Below are 23040 nucleotides of genomic sequence, written 5' to 3'. Positions count from 1 at the left end.
TATGGTATAGTTATTTTCTGTGATTTTTTCGAATCCATTATGAAAATTTGATGAAGAAATAAAAAATGTAAAAGGAGTCTTAAATGCTATGTGGTTTTTGTTTGCCTTATTGACTACTTTAGCATGGGGCTGTGCCGATCTGTTTTATAAAAAAGGATCGGATGCCGATGATAAACTAAGCCATTTAAAGGTTTCCGTCATGGTTGGTTTGGTTATGGGTATTCATGGTATAGGTTACATGCTATTTAACGAGGTATCGTTTAATCTGATGGATATGATTAAATACTTACCTGTTTCTGCTTTATACATAAGTTCGATGGTCATTGGCTATTTTGGTTTACGGTATTTGGAATTATCGATTTCCTCCCCGGTCCAAAATTCCTCCGGTGCGATTACGGCCATTTTGCTAGTCATTCTCTTTCCGCAGTCCGTTCATTGGCTCACAATTGCAGGACTTGTCCTGATTACGGGCGGGGTTATCGGATTGGGTGTGCTTGAAAAGAGGGCACAAACGGCTATCCTGAAGGCAGATAATGTGAGTGTCGATCCGAAGTATCAAATTGGGGTATTAGCGATAACATTCCCGATTCTTTATGCCATCTTTGATGCACTAGGAACGTTGGCTGATGGAATTTATCTTGATGAGCTCAAGTTGATGAGCGCGGATGCGGCCCTTTTAGCCTACGAGTTTACCTGGTTTATCGTTGCCATTGTCTGCTTTATTTATATTAAATTTGTGAAAAAACAACGGTTTAATGTTCTTAAAGAGCCTGTAAGGGCAACGGCCGCCATTTTGGAAACAGCTGGTCAATTCTTCTATGTCTTTGCGATGACGGGGAATGCCGTCATTTCTGCCCCATTAATCGCATCCTATAGCATCGTATCTGTCATATTATCTCGTATATTCTTAAAAGAAAAACTGAACAAACAGCAATACCTGGTTATCACCATCGTTATGATTGGTATTGCCATACTGGGATTTGCGGAAGAGCTGTAGAGTACTGCTGCATTGAAGGAAATGAGTAAGGTATGAAGGAAAGACGCCAGTTCCTAAAGGGATCGGGCGTCTTTTCTTATGTAGGCGGTAAAACCATGGTCAGTAGTGTGGTCTATAATCACGGCATTTCGATATTTCAGCAGATAAACAGCAATCAGCAAGTTTTTCCCCCTTCATGCAATTATTATTCCTCCACACAATAGAGAGCTATCCACCCTAGCATCGCTTAATGTTAATTATATTCACAGCCATAATGTTGTTCAATTGTTTCTAGTAATTCATCCATTTGGCGATTGGTTAGCAATGCATCGTTGTATCTGTAGCCAACGCATTCTTCACGATTTTCATCATTTAACGGAAACTCGAAATCGAATACTGTAAAATGTTCAATATCTGTTAATTCAACGATATAGTATTCTTCTTCTTCGTATTCATCTGTGACTTTCCAATTTGATTCTGTTATTTTTTCAAATTTACCTTCCAATGCTTCAATAGATCTATCAAATGTAAAGAGCTTAAATACTAAGAATGCCAAAGCCAATAATGCAACCACTGCTAACACTTTCATTTGTTTATCCTGTAATATTTTTTTCATCATGATTGATCTACCTCCTGTGTAGTTGATTAATAACAAAGCAAAAAATTATCACGCAATAATTTATACCCAAAAAGTGATGATTTTCAAACAGATGCTTATGTATTTATGAACCCGAAAAATCCTCGCCACATGAAAAGTAATCCCTTTGGTTCTACTTTTCAATTAGATACTTTACTACCTATTTAAATAACAGCTTTATCAAATTGCTTGTATTTATAAAAAGCTACAATTTGATTCAAGAAGAAACAGCCATTTAGTTACTAGAGGTGTTTGTAATTGTTATTCTAGCTATGCTAATCAGATATAAAACTGGATTAATCATATAATGGTATCTGTTATGAAAACGAAATGAAAGCAAGGGGATAAGGACTTTTTCCATCTTAAATAAATCTATTCGTAGATATTGTTTCTGGGGAAAAACAAATTAAACCATACTTTATAATAGGTTTGGAGAATCGTTTCATTGTGGTATATATAAAACTATATTTATATAATTGTTACCTCGATTATATAAAAAAATCTACCAAAGGAGCGTTTTCTAATGAAAAAACTGATGAGTATTTTTATGGCGATGCTTTTATTGATTGGATTAGTTGGATGTAGTGCAGATGCTGGGTCGGAAAGTAAGGCTAGTGAAAAGACCGAGCCTAAGCAAGAGCAAGAAGAAAAAGAAAAAACACCGCTAGAAATATTTAAAGCTGAAATGAAAAAAATGAAAGGCGAATCCGATAACATCCTCGATAATGGAGATGGAACAGACCGATACACCTATTACGTACCAGGCGACAATGGTGACACAAATTTCTATGCCATAAACGTTAATAGAGCAAGTGGTGAGGTCACAAAATTAGAGTATGACGGTAATACAGCAGATAAGTATTTGTTATCATATCTAGAACTAGCTGAGAAATTAAAAATGGGTGAATCGCTTGTCGATGATTTTAATGCCGATAAGATTGAACAAAATAAAGATATAGAAATTGAAAAAGAGCAATACAATGATACCTATGGCTATATGAACATTACTCCTAAGATAGATATAGATAGCATGGAAGATAATTATAAAGACAATGAATCCATGATTAATGATTTAATAGCGATGATTAATAAAAAGGAAGGCGTAAATGTAAAATTATTAGGCAAGGAAGATAATGGATACACAACTATCTATTCAGTAGGTATAAAGTATGCTATGGATGAATGGGATAGTGAATATGAGAATTCAGTAGATATCGAGGTAAGCAATTCAGAAGTTGGAATTGAAGCTGTTACATATGATCCTTGGGTTGATATTACTAAAGATATTAGTGATGATACAAAACTAGTTATTGAAACCATTATAGAAATGATCGGTACATCTGAAGACATTGAAGACTTTAATAAAAACTTCTCAGAAACTATGGATATAAGCATTCCTCTTGATAATGGAAAACATTTAGAAATAAATACAGCAGAACATGGAGGAATAGCAAGTTTTTATATTAATTAAGGATAGAAAGATGCTTATTGATAAGTAATATAGTGATCATTGAGTAAGGTATAAAGGAAAGACGCAGTTCCCAAAGGAATAAGGCGTCTTTTTGTATGTATGCGGTAAACCCAAGGTCAGTAGGGGGCAATATTCACGGCGAATCTGTATTTCAACACATAAACAGCAATCAGCTGCGTCATTCTTAAGGAAGATAAATCAAGCAAAAAGGATGTCTGGCTTTAAGAGACATCCTTTTTGTATTCATCTTATCTTGTATAGTTATTGAAATAATTTTGGATAAAGACTATTGGCATATATTTTTATACTCTCCGAAGTTCCTATCAGAACATGATACGATAATTAGGGGCGAGGCCTTGATAAGATCTGATAGAATGAAATGCATGCTAAATGACGCCCTGTGCAATCATGGCATCGGCTACTTTTTTAAAGCCTGCGATATTAGCGCCTACAACGAGATTGCCTGGATGGCCATAGTCCTCAGCAGCTTCGACACAGTTTCTGTAAATGTTCGTCATAATATCCTGCAATTTTGCATCGACTTCTTCAAATGTCCAGGATAATCGAGCGCTGTTTTGCGCCATTTCCAAGGCGGAAACGGCTACGCCACCTGCATTGGCCGCTTTCGCTGGAGCAAAGAGGATCTGGTTATCCAAAAACACATCAATCGCTTCGGAAGTAGAGGGCATATTGGCGCCTTCACCGACGGCCTTTAGTCCATTGGCAACCAGCATTTTCGCTGATTTTTTGTTGATTTCATTTTGTGTGGCACATGGCAAGGCAATGTCACATGGGATGGACCAAATTCCGTCACTTCCTTGCACATATTTGGCATGTGGATGTTCTTCTACATAGGCTGAGATTCGTTTTCTTTCAACTTCCTTTAGACGTTTGACGGTTTCTAGGTTAAGGCCGTTTGAATCGAAAATATAGCCTTCAGAATCGCTGCAGGCAACAACCTTGGCACCCAGTTGTGCCGCTTTTTCGATGGCATAGATGGAGACATTCCCTGATCCGGATACGACCACTGTACTTCCTTTAAAGCTAAGCCCTTTTTCCTTAAGCATTTCTTGCATAAAGTAAACGGTGCCATATCCAGTAGCCTCGGTTCGAGTTAAGCTTCCACCGTATCCAAGTCCTTTTCCTGTAAGAATACCCGCCTCATAGCCTCCGCGGATTCGCTTGTACTGTCCAAACAAAAATCCGATTTCTCGGGCACCAACTCCAATATCACCAGCAGGTACATCGATATCAGGTCCGATATGTCTACTCAGTTCCGTCATAAAGCTTTGCGTGAATCGCATGATTTCTGCATCAGATTTCCCTTTAGGATCGAAGTCGGCTCCGCCTTTGCCTCCTCCAATCGGTTGACCGGTAAGAGCGTTTTTAAAAATCTGTTCAAAGCCGAGAAATTTAATAATACTCGCATTAACAGTGGGGTGGAACCTCAAGCCGCCTTTATAGGGGCCGATAGCACTGTTATACTGCACCCGAAACCCGCGATTTACCTGTACCTTGCCCCAATCATCGACCCAAGGGACGCGAAAGGTAATCAATCTTTCCGGCTCTACGATTCTTTCAAGGATACTTTGCTCCATGTATTCTGGATGCCTAGCAAATACAGGGACAAGTGAATCAAAGATTTCTTTCACAACCTGATGAAATTCCGTTTCATTCGGATTTCGCTTTTTGACTGTTTCAAATACTTCATTCACATAATTTTGCCCAGTGATCGTTTCTATGTCATTGTGCTTTGTCGATATTGTCATGCTGTTATAATTCCCTCCCGATGGTGAACAGAAAATCCACTTGTATACTTTAGTTTGATAAAGAAATGATATACCAAATTATCTGATATTTCAATCTATAGAAATTAATATATAGCCTGTCATACCAGAAGGGTGACGGCTGCCATTTTGGAAACAGCTGGACAATTCTTCTATGTGGAGATGAGAGATAACAGAGGGAGCGGTGTCGATTTCCAATCACTACATAGCAACTATAGTTATTGCTTTCTTATTCATTAGTAGAGTTAAAAAAGTAGTATTGATATTTCTCGGGAATATTGACTAATAAGATAATTTAAAAGAAAATTAAGTTATTAGGATAATATACCTACTTGGTCTATCTAAAGAAGTAGAAGAGAATATCATTATAAAGATAAAAAAATGAGGTGCTATTATGGCTACACATGGTGCTAATGATATTATTAACGATATTTTTAATAAGACTAAGGAAGAAATAAATAAGCTAATGCCAGTTACTATTATGATAATTGGTAAAACAGGAATAGGAAAAAGTACGCTAATTAATAATGTTTTTAGAGAAAATCTAGCAGAAACCGGTGTTGGACGACCAGTAACTCAACGTCTAAGAAAGATTACAAAAAGCGGAATACCTCTTTGTATATACGATACTAAAGGGTTAGAGTTAAAAGAGGAAATCCAAGAAGAAATTATTAATGAAATTAATGGTAAAATTGATGAGTTATATTTAAATCAAGATGAAAAAGAATATATTCATGCAATATGGTACTGTATAAATGCAAATTCAAATAGAATTGAAGAATCAGAAATAGAATTAATTAATTCATTAGCTGCAAAAGTACCAGTAATTCTTGTATTGACGCAAAGTTATGGTGAAAGTGCTCTTGAATTTAAGAAGGTCATTGAGGAAATGAATCTCAATGTAAGGGGCGTTCAAACAGTTTTAGCCCAGCCGTTTAAAATAACGAAAGATATAACTATTCCTTCATACGGACTGAAAGAGTTAGTCGGAAAAACATATGAGATCTTACCTGAAGCGGTAAAAAAGTCTTTTAATAATGCTCAGAAAGTTGATATAGAAAGAAAAGTAAGAGAAGCAAGGGTTTGGTCGACTAGTTATATTGCCGGTAGTTTTGGGGCTGGATTTACACCAATCCCATTTTCTGATGCAGCAATATTAGTGCCTATGCAAGTGGGGATGTTGGCTCACATAACAGCAATATTTGGAGTTTCCCTAGATAAATCATTAATAAGTGGAATTGTAGCTTCCATTGGTGGCAGTGGGGGAGCTACGTTTTTGGGAAGATATATCGTATCAAATTTACTTAAACTAATACCAGGAGTCGGTACTGTTGCAGGCGGGATGATTAGTGGTTCTACTGCATCAATATTAACGACTGCTTTAGCTTTTTCTTATATAGAAGTAATGTCAAAAGTAGCTGAAGCAGAGTATCAAGGCAAAAGTTATGATAATGAACAAATTGCTAAAATGATGAAAGAATTGTATGAAGAAAACATTTCAAAAGAGAAAAATTAGATATGAGTTTTGAGATGTATGCTTGTCTATCCTTAATTTTTGTCGAATTGAGAGAGTACCTGTCACTTTCAAATGAGGGAACCGGTGGATATCACGCTAGGGCGGTATTCATTTTAAAAGGATGACTCAGGGAGTGAAACGGTACTTGACTTTGAAAAATTAGAAGAAGCCTGGTCCTTAATGGATTAGGCTTCTTTATGTTGATAGGCGATAAATCCGATCTTATCCGGGTGATCAACAATCACAGCATTTCGGTATTTCACCAGATAAACAGCTATGAGCAAATCCCCGCCAGCTGCCAGAATATTTAAAAGACCTAGTAAGAGCAGAAAACTATTGCCAAGGATGATCGCTAGACTCGTAATCCCTAGTCCAAGAATGATGAAAGGCATTAATCCGCCGGTGATGTAGTGTTTAAACTTAAGCGGTTCACTGCAGTGGCAATAGGGAGTGAGACTGTTCCAGAGTATGCCATAGTGAATGCTCTTCAGCCCATTTTGACAGAAAGCCGCAAACGTAAACCCATGGATGGCTTCATGGATGAGTATGGAGATAAAGATGGCAGCGAAGAAGATGCCCATAGATTTCAAGTCTACTATAAAGATGGTTTCTCCCCATATACTTAAATACAGGATATATAAAGGAATAATAAATGGCAGCGTAATTAAGAGCGCATAAATATTCGCTTTTACCACTGATAGCGTGCAATTTTTCTCTACGTACGATTGGCTCAGCATGTCGGCTCTCAGGGCTTCGTGCATGTTCAGCCTTTTTTGTGTGGCTTCATTGGTTTTGGTCATAGGATCGTCCTTTCGAAAAGAATATTTACTACCAGTCTAAATGAAAAGTCATAAAGGAAATACAGGACTTTTTGAGTAAATATATGCAGAAAGATATAATAAAAGTATAAAGGCATCTTATGAGGAGAGATAGTATGAATAGTGAATCTTTGGAACAAATCATAAGTGATTATAAGAAGGATTTCAGCAGAATCTCTTCTGAGGAAGTATATAAGTGGGAAGCCATCCAGTGGTTCCAGGAACGCTGGGATATCAACGCTGAAAACTTTACAGAAATGCTAACAAATTCATTTGCGAAGGCAGACAACTTGTTGACCGCACGCAACTATTTTCCGAAAGGCATGCTGATTGAATTCTCTAATAAGGATTCGGAAGCGGTTCGGGCAATGTTCCTAGACTTATTTGATGAAAGCAAGGAAGTTGTGGAACGGGTTGATACCTTCATAAGAACATCACAGAATTTATTAGAGAAGTACGGAGAGGAATCGTGGAAGCAGCATTACCAAACGGCCAATTCAATCAGTACATATTTATTCTTCCGCTATCCGGATAGCTATTATTTATATAAACCGCAGAAGTTTAAGAAAATGGCGGTTAAGATTGAGTTCCCTGAGTTGCCGAAAAGAGGGAGAACGGAAAGTATTAAGGCTTATTTCTCCATGTGTGAGGAAATCCGTTCTGCCATTATGAAGGATGAGGAATTATGCAAGATGAGTCAGCAACGACTGGGTGACAAGCATTATCCCGATAACGCCTTTCATATTTTGACGGATGATATTATCTATTTCGGCAGCCGGTATGAGCCGGAAAATAGTGAATGGTGGCCGGGAGAAACATCCTATCATCCGGATATAACGACGGAGCAATGGCTGGATCTACTGCATAATAAAAAGGTGTTCACCAATGATTCTCTGACAATCATGAAACGTCTCCTCGATAATGGAGGGCAGGCTACGTGCACGGAGCTTAGCCAAAAATATGGGGAAAGCAAAGGCTTTTACAATATCGGCTCTTCTTCGCTTGCTAAGCGCGTTCATAAGGAAACAAATTGTCCTCTATTGACCAAGGACGATGATAGCAATTCGAAATGGTGGCCCGTTCTTTATGTCGGTAAAAATGCTACAAAGAATGAAGTAGGAAGCTATATTTGGAGATTAAGACCAGAGCTGAAGGAAGCCCTGGAGAAAACTGATTTATCCCAAATTCCCTTATATACGCAGAAAGAGACCGAAGATTCCACGAGACAGTATTGGTGGCTAAATGCCAACCCGAAAACCTGGAGCTTCAGCAGCCTCCGCATTGGAGAGGAGCAGAATTTCACGCTATATAACATCACCGGAAACAAGCGCAAAATCTTCCAGAACTTCTTGGATGCAAACGCAGATGATTATGTCATTGGGTATGAGTCCACACCTGTCAAACAAGTCGTTGCACTGGGCAGAATTGTGCAAGAAAATGACGGAGAGCATTTGCCAGTCGAGAAGCTAGAAAGCTTGTCTGAACCAATTGATTACAGCACGTTAAAAGGTATAAAAGAACTTGAAGGGATGGAGTATTTCCAGAACCCAAATGGTACCTTATTTAAACTGACAAAAGAAGAATACGACGTAATCATGGATATCATCAGAGAGCAAAATCCTCTCCCGCAAGCGAAAGAGGAATTGCCAGCTTACACGAAAGAGGACTTCTTGGATCAAGTGTATCTGGATGAGATTCATTATGATACGCTCATGTCCTTGCTCAAGCATAAGAAGAATATCATTCTGCAAGGCGCCCCTGGTGTAGGGAAAACGTATACGGCAAAACGCTTGGCCTATGCTTTGATTGGAACGGAGGATGAAGAACGAATAGAGTTCATCCAATTCCATCAAAACTATTCCTATGAAGATTTCATCATGGGCTATAAGCCGCATGGAGACGGGTTTGATCTGCGTTACGGTGTGTTCTATCAATTCTGCAAAAAGGCGGAAAGCAACCCAGATGATAAATATGTCTTCATCATCGATGAAATCAACCGTGGGAACCTGAGCAAGATATTCGGAGAACTGTTGATGCTGATTGAGAAGGAGTATCGGGGCACAAAAGTGACAATGGCCTATAATGGGTTGCCGTTCTCAGTACCAGCTAATCTGTATATCATTGGGATGATGAACACTGCAGACAGAAGCTTGGCCATGATTGACTATGCCTTGCGCCGTCGCTTCAGTTTCTTTGATATGGCACCTGCTTTTGACAGTGAAGGATTCAAGAAGTATCAGACCGGCTTGGATAATGAAATGCTAGATGAAGTGATTGCCGAAATTAAAATGCTTAACCAAGATATCGCAAGCGACCCTTCGCTCGGAGCGGGCTTCTGTATTGGTCATAGTTATTTCAGCGGGCAAACAAACTGTACGGAAGAATGGCTATCAGAGGTGATTGAATACGATATTCTCCCAATGCTTAGGGAATATTGGTTTGATGAGGTTGAGAAGGTGAGAAAATGGGAAAGCCGTTTGCGTGGCGTTTTACATGATTAAGGATAAATCGATTTATATCCAAAACATTTATTATATGCTCTCCTACGCCTATCAATGCCTGCAACAGAAACAGTATGAACAAATCAAAACGGAACCGTTCGATAATATTCAGGATTTGTTCGCTGCTATACTAGCTATCGGGATTGCGGGCCAGGTGAAGCAAGGTCTGCACAGAGAATATGTCGACAAGGAGGAAACCTTATCCTCCTTGCGCGGAAAAATCGATATGTCTTCATCAATCAAGTTGAAGCTACAACGAAAAGCTCAGCTTGCCTGTCAATTTGACGAACTGTCCGAGAATATCGAGCTGAACAGAATCTTAAAAACAACGAGCATGCTGCTGATTCGCTCCAATGAAGTGAAGAGAGAGAATAAATTGAAGCTGAAAAAAGTATTAATCTATTTCGGCCATGTCGATGAAATTGAGCCTTCATTCATCAGATGGGATCAGCTAAGGTACCATCGGAACAACCAATCCTATCGGATGCTTATGAATATCTGTTTTTTAGTACTTGATGGACTGCTTCTGACAACGGAAAAGGGCGACCAAAAGCTCGCCACATTCTTGGATAATCAGAAAATGTCCAGGCTGTTTGAGAAGTTTGTGCTGGAATATTATCGCAAGCATTATCCTGAGCTGCGAGCAAGGCCCTCCCAAATTTCCTGGGAAGTAGACGATGATATCCGTGAATTCCTGCCGGCAATGCAGACCGATATCATGCTTACGTATGGAGAGAAGACGTTGATCATTGATACGAAATATTATGGACAAACGATGCAGACCATTGCGCAATTTGACAGCCATACACTCAGGTCCAATAATCTTTATCAAATTTATACGTATGTGAAAAACAAGGATAGACATCATACAGGCAATGTGGGCGGGTTATTGCTATATGCTAAAACAGATGAGGACATTACCCTGAATCATGATTATAGGATGGGTGGTAATAAGATTAGTGTGAGGGCATTGGATTTGAATCGGTCTTTTGGAGAGATTGCAACGCAGTTGGATGAGATTGTGACAAGGTGGATATTTGAGAATTAATGCTTCGATGATTTTTTATGTTGGTGTTAGGTAGCTCCCTTTTGGGGGCTTTTTTGTGATTTTCAATTTAACATGTAGAAAAATGTTGTAGCCAATTAATCATCACTAACTCTTAGGGAAATACAAACGGGACCATGCTGAGTAATATCTTCCTAAGTTATTTCAATTAGAGTAGCTTTTATACCTTGTGTGTCTTTTCTTAAGCATGCTTCCCCATTCGGAATCTGCGATGCCATCTATGATTGATACGGCAAGGAATGCAAAAAATAGGAGTTTTCTTTGAAGCCTATGGTTTGAAGAGAATTGAAAAAGGTTTTTTAGAAATGTTGCTCCTGCGAGTAGAGGCATTATGCAAAATCATGAAAAGGAACGTTAAAGAAGGGGAACGGGTATTCCAAAGGATGATTGATGAAGGACATTATGACCATTATCAAGAGGACCTCCGTTTCATAAACATGGGGAAGAGTGGGTTTAAAAGAGTATGCCAATTCTTGTTTTATTGGCTCTATTGTTCTCATTTCAATTCTTAATTCAAGTTTTGAAGCTGCTGAGGTTCGCTATGTTTAAGAAACCTTTTCCTAAAAGGTTTGTTCATTGTGACGTTGACAGGTATGATTGCTGTCTTTTCTATGTATATCTATCGTACATCCTTTTTCACGTTTGACAGCAATTCCATCAAAAAGAACCTGGACTGAGTGCTTCACCAACAGAAAGATATACAGCAGATGCTTTCTAAGAACTATATGGCGGCGCCGCTGGCGGGGGAATGTATGGATAGAAGTAACTGACCATAATAATCAGGACGTAACAGATGGTATCTATTTGATGAAAAATGGAAAATAACTTACTCTATTAATAACTGGTATTCGTCATACATAACCAAATTATTTATAGAGGAGAAAAGTCTATGAAATAAATGATTCTGTATCACTCGGTGGAAAATCTAACGGTTTCTTTATCTTATTACTGCAATACGCTTGGATTTGTATAAGCATGACGTGAAGTAGAACAGGCAATAGTTTCAAAATTTCTTGTTATCTCAGTATGATATATGAGTTATTTCAAATACATACAAAACAAGAGGGTATTTCAAACTTCGAAATTGGATTCACAAAAAGTGTAGATAGAGTGGATTTTAAATTGAAGAGCAAAAAAGAAACAGAATGTAGCTGCTTAGAATGGATGTTGATGGAATGAAGAACTAGTAAAGTAATCGACTACGCTGGATTTTTTATTAGCACTTATTAAAAAGGAGCAAATTAATTTTTATGAAAAAAATAGCTTGTCCATATTGCAGGGATTTTTTTGAATATAGCCACAATGTCATATTAGATATCAATTACACAATTTCACATGAAATTTGTTTTACTGAGCTTAACTTTGAAATAAAAGATAAAGGATCTTTTTTAAATATAATTGAAAAATACAATGTATTTCATGAAATATTACCTAAAGCATAGTTCATAATAGAATGTTTGAGATACATTATTATATTTTGGAAAGAACAATATTACAAGCAGCTTAAAGTTTTAATGAGAAGAAAATTAAGCGGATAATTGTAAGTATTATGGGCGGCATGATGTAATCTTGCCCCAAAAACCTTGATATATAGGGATTCGGAAGGTTATGAAAAGTGAAATGCTAACTTTTTGCTAACTTTCACTATAAGAAGACCTGAAATCAGGAATTTCAGAGGAGACCTTTCGTAAGTTCACTGAACTTTCGGGAGGTCTTTTCTTCTATATTTTTTGTCATGTGTGCGTAGATGTTCATGGTTGTATTTATGTCAGCATGTCCCAATCTTTCCTGGATCTCTTTAACTCCTGCACCAGCTTCGATGAGAAGAGATGTGTGTGTATGCCTAAAGCTATGAGGTGTTATGTGCTTATCAGTGTCCATGTATTTCAATAATCGCTGTAGTCTTAGCATAACCTTCTTCATAACTCTTGGATGACCATGATTTTCTGCAAAGATAAAATCATGGTTTTTATATATTGGACGTTGTTTCATTATCAACTTTTTTTGTTCATGCTTAAGATCTTTAAATAAGGATATAAGCATATCGTCAATCATAATAGTCCGAATAGACTTTTGGGTTTTAGGAGTAAGAATTTCATAACCATTTTGTTTATTATTGGGGTTATAGTAGGTCTTCGTTATCCGTAATGTCTTTTTCTTGAAGTCTAAATCACTCCACTTTAGTGCTAAAAGCTCTCCTAAACGAACCCCTGTATATGCCAATGTAGCGAAAGTGAGCAAATCTAAATCCAAGCCATGTTTTCTTGTAAGACTTAGAAAGGTTTTAAGCTCATCAAGCTCCAAAAATTTCTCCTGAAGTGTCTCATCCTCTATTTCCTTTACCGTTAAATGTTTTTTCGGCATGACAAAACTATCTGTAGGGTTATGTTGGATTAAATCAAGCCGTATAGCATGCTTGAATATCATATTTCCCGTTGTATGAATACTGTCAATGTAGTTACGACTGTATTTTTTGTTCAACTCGTTGATTCGAGCCTGATACATGTGTTTCGTAACCTTCCGAATGGGGAGATGTCCCCAAGCAGATATAAGATGCTTCATCGCTATCTTTCGAGCCCTTACACTGCTAACTTTTGTTTGAGTAGCATAATAGGATAGCCACTCGTTAGCAAATGTTTCAAAGGTAATGTTCGATTCTTTGATTACTTGTCCGTTCTGTATGCTCTCCTCTAGTTTGTTTGCAGCTAGTTGAGCTTCCTTCTTCGTTTTGAATCCGGACTTCGTTATTTGGCGCCGTTTTCCGGTTGCTGGATCGTTTGCGATATTCACAATATATGCCCACTTGTTTCCGCGTTTATGGATAAAAGCCATTATCGTTTCACCTCCTTTCAATGATATTTAATAAATCTCTTATTTTAATTTTTTACATACTGAGGGAACATCCTTTCTAGCATTTCTGAGATTTTATCTCGTTCCTCTTTAGTAAGCCGATGACCGTAGTATGTTATAACATCTTTATTAAGGAATATTGATAGGTCATCCAAGTATGATTCCGTCTCTTGTGAGATTTCCCTGGCATGTAATGAATTCTCAGAAAGAGTAGGATAGGGCGCATCTCTATTGGCTAGCTCATTTCCAGTGTAAAGTTTGACACCCTCCGAAGTTTCTTGAATGAAAAAATCATTTTTATTAACATATCCAGCCTTTTCTAGTAATTCATAATAATCTATGGATAGCGTTGAAGCTAATTTTTGTAAAACTTCAGGCGTTGGTTTTCTTTCTTTTTTTGAGCGAGGATCAATGCCTTTTTCTAATGTGTGTAAATAAGAGTGACTTAGTCCGGTTAACTGCTCCATTTCTCGTAAGGTACGTTTCCCACGTAGTTTTCTTAGATAATTTCCGAAATCGTTCATATGACTCATCCTTAGGAAAAAATTTAAAAAATGTCATTTTTTTCTTGATATTGATTTATCCATAGTATATCTTATTCACAAGGAGGTGTAAACCATGGTATACAAACATGGTAGTGGATAACATGATAAGGAATGCAATTTTTTTTAGGATTCTTGTAAACCATGAAATACAAAAAATGGGGTGAATTGCTTTTGATTACTTTAAAAATTGATGAAGAAGAATTAAAAGAATTATATCTTCAAAGAGTTGAAGAGCATTTAAAAGAATTAGAGACAGATGTGTTCTTCATGAATTCTAAACAGTTGTCCGCTTATTTAAACATGTCTTGGAAAACAATAGTCACACACCTTTTATATGAAGATGACTTTCCAAAAGTCCGGTTAGGTGCAAAATGGCTTTTTAATAAAAAAGAGGTCCAGGAATACATGGATAAGTATTATGTTGAGGTCCGAAATAATGGTGGGGATTTTTTGAGTTATAAGAGAAGGGACTGATTTTTATCATTGGGGTAAGTAACAACGAAAAAATAAAAAGCCTACTAACTCATGGCACTGAATTAGTAGGAATGAAAAATGGTATTACATCTTTATTGTATATTCTGCTAAATAGTAAAGCAATCTTTTCTATTTCGATGGAGAATGGGGAGGTTGCTGATGGATAAAATACCACTACAAGAAAACTGGAAGATACCATATCCCTTCTCGATAGTGGAGAATGAGCTTTATCGACTTGAATATAAGAGTCTGAATGGGAGGATAGAAGAGTCGTTAAAGAAAATAAGTAGAAATGCTCCTGTTGTTACCAAGATGTATAAGCATACAGAAAGAAATGACGTATTTTACGAGATATTTTGGGAAAACAAAGGAGATTTATACTACGAGACTATTTCGGCAGGTGTACTGGCCTCAAAGAAGGAACTATTGAAGTTGGCCGATAAGGGATTAAGCTGTAATGATACAAATGCAAAATACTTTGTAGAATACTTTGACCTCTTTATAGGGCAGAATGACATACCTAAGATTGAGATGACAGACAGGATTGGTTTAATAAAAGGTAGGTTTGTCCATCCATTGGTAGAAAAAAATCTAAAGGTATTACCAAATGACATTGGAGAGGAGCAATTATTGGACTCTTTCCAAACGAAAGGAACTCTCGAGGGGTGGATTCATAATGTATTCAACTTAGTTAAGAACCATCCTAAAGCAGTTCTCCCAGTATTAGCTTCGTTTGCCTCTGTCATTCTACATGAGGCTGATTTAAAACCGATAGTAGTAGATGTATCAGGCACATCAAGTACAGGGAAAAGTGGTCTTATGCGCATGTGTGCTTCAGTATGGGGTGAACCTGAAAAATATGTTGGTACATTTAATACAACACTTGTCGCGATAGAAAGACGTTCGACGTTTTTAAATTCATTCCCTCATATATTGGATGATTCAAATGGAGCTAATGATTCAAGATTTATTCAACCTATGATTTATCAATATGTAAATAATACTGGAAAGCAAAGAGGGAGTATAAATGGCAGCCAGCGCACAGACTCGTGGAGCTCCTTGATGATCACGTCTGGAGAAAATGAAATAGTGACTTATGCAAATGCCCAAGGGGTTCCGGCTAGGGTAATTCTTATTACACAATTTGCTTTTGAAAATGTTGAAGCAGACTTCTTAAACAAGCTCTATAAATCTGTTAAAAATAACTACGGAATTATAGGGATAGAGTTTCTAAAACGTTGGAAAAGTAGCCGGGAGCGGTATTTGAATAAATTCTTGGAATATGAAAAGGAGTATTTAGAAGTTAGTAATGATAATGCTGTATTAAAGAGACTATCTCGCCATTATGCTTTCATTGTCTTTACCGGACATGTGTTGAACGAGTTATTCCGTCAAGAAGGTTTTCAAGTTGATTTAAAGGCACTTCAACAACTTTATATAGAAATGAATAAGTTAAATAATTCAGCGGACATGCCTTTACTGGAGCTACAGAATGCACTAGAAGAAATTGATGCTAATCGAAACAAGCTTTATAGCGACTTCGAGCCCCATGGATCGATTAACGCTTTTTATCACAATGGAGAATTTTATTTTGCACCAGCCTATCTGAAAGAAAGGTTAGGAGCAAATGAAAAGCAGATCCGGTATTTGTGGATGAAAAGGGGGTTTATTATGAAATTCTCAAATAGAGGAAATGATGTTGATTATAAAGTGATTAAGAAAAACAAGAGATCCTTTAGAGCTGTGCAGGTAAATAAGGATATTATCAGTAAGCTAGGGTTTGATTTTTCTTAAAGTAACATAGTTACAAAGAGGTTACACATGAGTGTGCCTCTCTTTTATTTAGGGGAATCAAGAATTGCTTGAAAAAATTGGAGTTGTTTATAATCGGTTACACAAGATACAATTTCTTGGTATTAGGATAAATGATTTTTACTTATAGATAAAGTAATTGACGTTGTTAGAAAAACATGTAACTTTGTAACCTGGCTATATTGTGTATTAGAACTATGTTTAGGTTAAGGGATAAAGGCAATCATACCTTGTATCTTTACATGTAGTATTTTCTGGATAAATGTAACTTTTCTTGTAGCATTCGTGGAGGTAAAAAGTATGAAAAGCGAAAAAGATAAATACAAAACCGTAAGGATCCACCCTGAAGACTACAGGGATTTAAGGGTAATGGCGTATCACAAACATTTGACAATGGTTGACTGTGTTTCATATTTAATTAATGAAGAGAAGAGAAGAATACTAGAAGATAAAATAGATACACTAGAAGTAATACCTTTTATCAATATTCACCATAAGGAACTATTCATAAAGTATGTGGGGACCTTCCCGTGGGATATAAGAGACACTCATAATCTAGTGATTTTCTATACTTATGCTGCCTTGGGGATAATTAAAGAAGATAAGTATTCTAATTGGCAAAGGGATTGGGAAGATACAATATATGAGAGCAAATCATCTGGTCAGTTTAGCGAACTTGATGAAAAAGGTAAGCAGTTAGTGGAGTTTGCCAGTGTTGTTTTAAAGGCAGATCACGAAGCGATTGTTAAAGTACTTTTAAATATAGATGATAGTAATTTATCTATTGCTAAAGCAATGGTCCGATTGAAATTTAATGGAATAGAGAAGCTTGTTATCTGATAATATTCATTTTGAAAGTTATTTAATACTGTTATTAAAATATAGGAACCTTACTATAGATAATGTCTTAAACTGGTACAAGTAGGTAAGATACTTCTCTCGAGAATCCTATCTGCATGTACCAGTTTATTTTAGCTATCTCCTTTGTTCCGTTAACGTTTCTAATTACGTTTTATCTCGTTGTTAATTAATGAAAAAATCGCCATGAATATACCCGATAAAAAGAAAGCAATTGAGATTGTAATGCTAAATTTATAATAGGAGATAATAGTAGTAAAAAACATGATGAATAACCAAAGTATTGCAAGTGAATTTCTCATGACCTTCTCCTTTCTGTTACAATTCTTTATATCTCCTTTGCTCCACTTGTCTTCCAGTAGTATTGGCTAAACACTTCTGCGAAAGCTTGAATGGTATTATTGAGTTCATCTGTGTTGTTATCTACTCCTCCTACTTCTAAAAGAATAGCGTTTTCAGATAAATCCTGATTGTACACGCCATTACCCATCGTTTTATTTTTCGAAAATACGCCTTTACTTAACCCAGGATATACTTTCTCAATAGCTTCATGTAACTCTTTCGATAGTTTGAGATTTTTTTCGAAATTTTTGCTGTCCTCCCCAATAATAAAAAATAACCTAGCATAACTTTTATTTTTAATATTAACGGTAGTGTTTTTCTTTCTTAGAGAATCACGATGAATATCAATTAAGTAATTAATATCTTTATTACTTGAAAGTACATCAGTGACGAGGCCTCTAGAATATTGGTAAGATTGGTTCGTATTCCATCCCCTTTTGCTTAATTCCTTAGCAACATTAGTCTTGTTATGATCTGTACCTATTCCCTTTTCTTCTAATGCTTGTTTTAATTTACTTCCCACAGATATAATATTGACATTTTCGTCAGTACTTGTTGCTTCATCAGGTACTTCTGCATTTTTTAGTGAGGGTAAAAATGCTTCCCAGCTATGTGAATGATAAAGATATACAACCTTTCTTCCTTGTGTTGTTTTCTTAATACTATTATTATCTTGTTCTTTTTTAGTAGTCTTCTCTTGTTTAGTTATTTCAGTTTCATTTATCTGTCTTTCTTTTAATACCTCTTCAATTGGTGGAGGAGATTCATTTGGTAATGTAGTATAGTCGGTTCCTATGCCAGCTACTTGTATTTTTGTGTCAAAGAAATGAAAAGCTGGCAGTTCTCTTCCTAAAAATGTTCTAGGATCTTCAATATCTATTGATGTTATAACCTTAAAAGATTCTTCAGTTAAAGATATTGATTCAATAGTGTTGTCATCAATCAGATTTTTATTTGCATCTTTTATAAGTAATAAGCAAATTTTACATTCGTTTGTGTTTTGATTATACGAATTAATAAATTCGGGAGTTATCTTATATGAAGAGATGGTAATCAAAGCAATAAGTAAGAAAGAGAGAGAAAAAAATATAACGGTAATATTGATAATTATATAAATGTTTTTCATTTCAACCTCCTTAATAATAGTTATGTAGAAATCGCTAGGTATATAACAATGGATTCTATATTTTCACTATAAATATAGTTTTGAAAGAGTTGGGATGTAGGAGGTATCTATCTACTAAACAAAGGTAGAGGATAAAAAGAAAGAGCATAAGGAAAAACTGATATCACCCAGGGTGATATACTAGGCAAAGCCTAGTGTTTTTATGATATCGTTTAATCTTTATAGGTGGGCTTGAATGGGACTTGATTTTATACGTTTTTTAGTAACGTGGGCTTATGCGGGATATGATGATTTTTAATAATGGGCTTATCCGGGCGCTGTGTTTATAAATGAAAAGGGTAGCTATCTCAATTCATTCTTAGATGATAAATTAGAAATTGAATGCATAATTAATGGTTCAAAATTTGATGAATTTAAACAAACAATAACTAAGAGTTTGAAGCACAAGGGAAATTACTTTAAGAAAAAATGATAAGCATGATTTATGAAAAAGAGAGCTAGATTTATCAAAGATGACTTGACATGAGGAGTATTTATCCCCTCATGTTTTTGTTTTAATTTAGGACCCACTTAAGCCCCTAAATAAAAAAATATATATCCCACTTAAGCCCACCAATCATAAAAACAAGGGAAAGTTAGGTCCCATATAAGCCCACTGTTAAGGATTTCATGTCCCCATTAAAACACTAGGCTTTGCCTAGGTTCACAACGTAGTTGGGAACAGTTTTTCCTTATGCTCTTTCTCTCTCAAAATCCTTTAGAACCATATTTTTACTTTCGTTGAGAATTTAAACAACTTCCCTACTCATAGGCTAGATCATGACATCCGATTTATTTTTTATGAGTCGGCTTAAATGAAACTATAGCGTTTTTGCATCTATTTTAATTGTCCTCAATCGCTGCAAGATTCTCTCCGTAAAATCAAAGGCATCTTCTACAAAGTTACCGTTTGCATTGGCAATAACTATGCTCTGCATTGTACCATTTTTCACGAGTCTTAAATTTCCTTTGCCTAATTAACTAGCAAAATGCAATTTATATTTCACACCTTAAAACTTCTAATATATGGTAAAGTAGTCTTGTGTAGTTGTTTTGTGAAATTATGTAAAATGCAATCCGGATGTGAAATGGAGGAAAACAGTTTGTCTACAGCTAATAGTGAATATAAGAAGTTTTTATCTCTCAACTCACATAAGTTCAGTGGTTATGAAATAAAGCTTTCAAAACTTATTTTGGAGAACTTTAGTAAAATTGACTCAACTAGTAATGCTCGTGGTAATCGAGGGAAATTGATAGCAAAATTAATAGAACAACAAGGAGATGAAGTTTCTGAAGAAATTAATTTTGATAAAACTACGATAGACAATATGGATGAAGAAATTAGTAGATTATCAAGTATCACTATAGAAAATTTCCGAGGGTTCTCTGACAAGAATATTTTTGAATTTAAAAATCCGTATACATTTGTTTATGGGCCTAATGGAACAGGTAAGTCGAGTCTTTGTGAGGCATTGGAATATTCATTATTAGGTACAATTGATGAAGCTCAAAATAAGCGTATAGAGGTCACAGAGTATATTAAGAACGTATATTCAAAAAAAGGGCAGCCGCCTCTATTAATGGGAATCAACCGGTTAAATGAAGATGTGAGTATCATACCCAATTCTAGAAAATATGGATTTTGCTTTATAGAAAGAAATCGTATTGAAGGATTTGCTAGAATAGCGGCAAATACTCGTCAATCTCAACAACAGAGATTAGCCATTCTATTTGGGTTAGAAAGTTTTAATAGTTTTGTTACTAATTTCAATGAAACTATAGATACCTATCTTGATTGTCGCGGAAAAAAAAGTGAAGAGCTGGCTCAAAAAGAAAAGCAAATAGCGGCACATAAGACAGAAATAGAACAAATAGCTTTGAAAAAAGATAGTATTAAAAAACAAGAAAAAGAGTTACTCGACAGTTATCCTGATGTTGAAAAAGTTGAACATTTAAAGAGGAAAATATCTAGTGACGGTCCTGATTTAGGATTTATTCAACAAAATAACAAAGAGATAGCCGAGTTATCTACTTTAAAATACAGGGAAGATCCGGGAATTGATCGAATACAAGTTTTAAATGAGGATATTAGGAAAAATATTGATAAATACAATTTACTTCAGGAACAAATAAAAAAGTATAAAGCTGATTTATCATTAAAAGATTTATATAATTCTATATTGAAATATAGAGAAGTATATATAAATAATTGTCCAGCCTGCGAATCTGAATTATATATAGATAATCGATTGATGGTGCCTAAAGATCCTTTCTTAAATGCAGAAAAAGGTATTGAGGAATTAACACAGGTAATTAGCTTAGAAGAAAGTATTGAAAAATTAGAAAGCCAAATTCACTCTATGATTCAGTCTCTTACGAATCAATTTCCTCAAATAGTTAGTATAGCGGAATCAATTGATTTTGCAGATTGTGAAGTTATCAAGGCATTAAATGATGGGTTAATTAAATGTGATAGAAAGATAGAAAATATTTTAGATACTGTAGAAACACTTTGCTATCATAATAAAACGATAATTAGATTGAAAGATGAACTTGTAGAATACAATGGTAAGGTAAGAGAAGTAGAGAGTAAAATAGATACTTTAAGAAAAAAAAACTCAGAGTATGAAAAAACTTTGAGTAGTATTTCAGATATTTCTGCTAAGTATAAGTCTGTCGTTGAAAGTGAAAGAATATCAAGTGATGCAATTGAATCATTCAATAAAGAAAATGAGGAATTGATTAAACAAGTTCAAGAGGAAAAATTGGTTGTGGAACGAAACCAGAAATATTCTGAAGCATATAAATCCTTTAAAACTAAATTAGAAGAATATAATGATGCGTTGCCGGCATCTCTGGTAAAAGACTTAAGCAAAAATACTATGAAATTTTACAATTTGATTAATAGAAATGATTATGAGTATGATTTACTTGAAAACATCTATCTTCCTCAAAATGCTGGTGAAAAAATGAAAATTACTTTTAGAGATGGAAATGAATGCGATGCACTACATGTACTAAGTGAGGGACATTTAAGATGTTTAGGTCTGGCAATTCTGTTAGCAAAAAATGTTGGTGATAAGCTCCCCTTTATTATTTTTGATGATGTAGTTAATGCTATTGATGATGAGCATCGAAGGGGAATTATAGCGACATTATTTGAGGATTCCCAAATTAGCAAAAAACAGCTAATTATAACAACTCATGGAGAAGAGTTTGTGAAAGATCTAGAAAATAATATTCCTATAAAAGAATACCCCAATAAAGTTACAAGAATTGACTTACTCAAGTTTGAAGAATTAAATAAAATTACTGTGAAGTTAAATCTTCCAAGAAATTACTTAGCGATTGCTCAGAATAGATTAATAGAAAATCAATATCGTGATTGTTTAGCTAATTGTAGAAGGGCTTTAGAAAACATTTTATACAGATTATGGAAAAAGATGGCGAAGAAATACAATGTTCAGGTTTCTGTACAACTACGAACACCAGACAGTAAGCCTGATATAATGACGACAGCAAAAGCTTTAAATAAAATTATAAGAAAACAGACAAATGGAGAGTTCTCAGAAGTTTTTCCACTATTGGAAGAGCTAGTCGGTGAAAAATATAAGCATAGTATTGAATGGAATTATTTGAATAAAGGTACTCATGATGAAGAAAGAGATTCAGAATTTGATCGAAGTGTTGTTAGAGATATTTTGTCACTTCTCGAGTCAATCGACGATAAAGTAATGCAGTAATACATGAATTGAAAAGTATAAATTTTTAATAATATTCGCAAAGAAGGGGGATAATATGACTTTTTATGAAGACGAAGTACCAGAATCATTAGAGTTAAATGAGGTATATACTGCAAATCAAATTGGTATATATCTTAACACACACAAGAGGACGGTTATCCTAACTGATTTTAATCATTTTGCATATGATAGTAATGATTTGAAATTTAAGATAGTTAATAAAATAGAGCGTTATGTGCATAGATACTCTGATAACGATTCATACGCTTTGAGTATACCAAATAAAAAAAGTGAAGTTATTGAAATTAAACGAATATATTAAATGCTTTATGTAGCCATCCGGATGCTTTTTGTGCAGCAAAATGTCTCCTTTTTGTTTAATGCCAAGACTAGGGTAAGCATTCCTTCGGGAATGCTTTTATATTTGTTAAATTAAATAAATCTGCTCACGCTATACCTTTGTTCAGTTAAGTGAAGAC

Annotated in this window: 16 protein-coding genes; 10 read left to right on the top strand and 6 right to left on the bottom strand. The window is 35.5% G+C overall.

The window, feature by feature from the left end:
• Positions 1–88: 88 nt before the first annotated feature.
• Entirely contained in the window at positions 89–997 is a 909-nt protein-coding gene (locus CYL18_RS14445) for an EamA family transporter (RefSeq protein ID WP_104850240.1), read from the top strand.
• 232 nt (positions 998–1229) lie between these two features.
• Here CYL18_RS14445 and CYL18_RS14440 read toward each other — a convergent pair whose 3' ends face one another.
• Positions 1230–1595 carry a hypothetical protein gene (locus CYL18_RS14440; RefSeq protein ID WP_104850239.1) on the bottom strand — a complete coding sequence of 122 codons (366 nt, stop codon included), beginning with the start codon at positions 1593–1595 and terminating at the stop codon, positions 1230–1232.
• A gap of 541 nt (positions 1596–2136) precedes the next feature.
• Here CYL18_RS14440 and CYL18_RS14435 point away from each other — a divergent pair.
• Entirely contained in the window at positions 2137–3084 is a 948-nt protein-coding gene (locus CYL18_RS14435) for a hypothetical protein (protein ID WP_104850238.1), read from the top strand.
• 386 nt (positions 3085–3470) lie between these two features.
• Here the strand turns inward: CYL18_RS14435 and gdhA are convergent, their stop codons facing one another.
• The gene (gene gdhA, locus CYL18_RS14430; RefSeq protein WP_104850237.1) at positions 3471–4853 is read right to left on the bottom strand and encodes an NADP-specific glutamate dehydrogenase; all 1383 of its coding nucleotides are present in this window, start codon (positions 4851–4853) and stop codon (positions 3471–3473) included.
• Between the two features lie 412 nt (positions 4854–5265).
• On the opposite strand from gdhA, the gene CYL18_RS14425 reads away from it, so the two are divergent.
• Positions 5266–6387, top strand: coding sequence for a YcjF family protein (locus tag CYL18_RS14425; protein ID WP_104850236.1), 1122 nt, complete (start codon positions 5266–5268; stop codon positions 6385–6387).
• A 185-nt stretch (positions 6388–6572) separates the two neighbouring features.
• On the opposite strand, the gene CYL18_RS14420 is transcribed toward CYL18_RS14425, so the two are convergent.
• The gene (locus CYL18_RS14420; protein WP_104850235.1) at positions 6573–7187 is read right to left on the bottom strand and encodes a DUF3267 domain-containing protein; all 615 of its coding nucleotides are present in this window, start codon (positions 7185–7187) and stop codon (positions 6573–6575) included.
• 134 nt (positions 7188–7321) lie between these two features.
• Here CYL18_RS14420 and CYL18_RS14415 point away from each other — a divergent pair, with 134 nt between their 5' ends.
• Together CYL18_RS14415 and mcrC are read left to right on the top strand one after the other, a co-directional pair.
• Complete coding sequence (locus CYL18_RS14415; protein ID WP_104850234.1) at positions 7322–9706, top strand: AAA family ATPase; 2385 nt, start codon at positions 7322–7324, stop codon at positions 9704–9706.
• Entirely contained in the window at positions 9699–10754 is a 1056-nt protein-coding gene (gene mcrC / locus CYL18_RS14410) for a 5-methylcytosine-specific restriction endonuclease system specificity protein McrC (RefSeq protein ID WP_104850233.1), read from the top strand. The genes CYL18_RS14415 and mcrC overlap by 8 nt, the downstream gene beginning before the upstream one ends.
• Before the next feature lie 1689 nt (positions 10755–12443).
• On the opposite strand, the gene CYL18_RS14395 is transcribed toward mcrC, so the two are convergent.
• Positions 12444–13604, bottom strand: coding sequence for a site-specific integrase (locus CYL18_RS14395; RefSeq protein WP_104850230.1), 1161 nt, complete (start codon positions 13602–13604; stop codon positions 12444–12446).
• Positions 13605–13648: 44 nt separating this feature from the next.
• Complete coding sequence (locus tag CYL18_RS14390; RefSeq protein WP_161497147.1) at positions 13649–14146, bottom strand: helix-turn-helix domain-containing protein; 498 nt, start codon at positions 14144–14146, stop codon at positions 13649–13651.
• A gap of 162 nt (positions 14147–14308) precedes the next feature.
• Here CYL18_RS14390 and CYL18_RS14385 point away from each other — a divergent pair, with 162 nt between their 5' ends.
• The 3 genes from CYL18_RS14385 to CYL18_RS14375 all read left to right on the top strand — a co-directional run bounded on the left by CYL18_RS14385 (position 14309) and on the right by CYL18_RS14375 (position 17293).
• Positions 14309–14641, top strand: a complete 333-nt coding sequence (locus tag CYL18_RS14385; RefSeq protein WP_104850228.1) for a helix-turn-helix domain-containing protein — start codon at positions 14309–14311, stop codon at positions 14639–14641.
• Positions 14642–14800: 159 nt separating this feature from the next.
• The gene (locus CYL18_RS14380) at positions 14801–16435 is read left to right on the top strand and encodes a DUF927 domain-containing protein (protein WP_161497146.1); all 1635 of its coding nucleotides are present in this window, start codon (positions 14801–14803) and stop codon (positions 16433–16435) included.
• A 318-nt stretch (positions 16436–16753) separates the two neighbouring features.
• The gene (locus CYL18_RS14375) at positions 16754–17293 is read left to right on the top strand and encodes a hypothetical protein (protein WP_104850226.1); all 540 of its coding nucleotides are present in this window, start codon (positions 16754–16756) and stop codon (positions 17291–17293) included.
• Positions 17294–17639: 346 nt separating this feature from the next.
• Here CYL18_RS14375 and spoIIP read toward each other — a convergent pair whose 3' ends face one another.
• Positions 17640–18779, bottom strand: a complete 1140-nt coding sequence (gene spoIIP, locus CYL18_RS14370; protein ID WP_104850225.1) for a stage II sporulation protein P — start codon at positions 18777–18779, stop codon at positions 17640–17642.
• Positions 18780–19921: 1142 nt separating this feature from the next.
• Here spoIIP and CYL18_RS14365 point away from each other — a divergent pair.
• Complete coding sequence (locus tag CYL18_RS14365) at positions 19922–22561, top strand: AAA family ATPase (protein WP_161497145.1); 2640 nt, start codon at positions 19922–19924, stop codon at positions 22559–22561.
• A gap of 55 nt (positions 22562–22616) precedes the next feature.
• The gene (locus CYL18_RS14360) at positions 22617–22883 is read left to right on the top strand and encodes a hypothetical protein (protein WP_104850223.1); all 267 of its coding nucleotides are present in this window, start codon (positions 22617–22619) and stop codon (positions 22881–22883) included.
• Positions 22884–23040: the final 157 nt, after the last annotated feature.

The organism is Pradoshia eiseniae (genome assembly GCF_002946355.1).
Lineage (GTDB): Bacteria > Bacillota > Bacilli > Bacillales > Pradoshiaceae > Pradoshia > Pradoshia eiseniae.
Note: the sequence above shows the minus strand (reverse complement) of the source record. Positions and strands in the feature narration are given on the sequence as shown.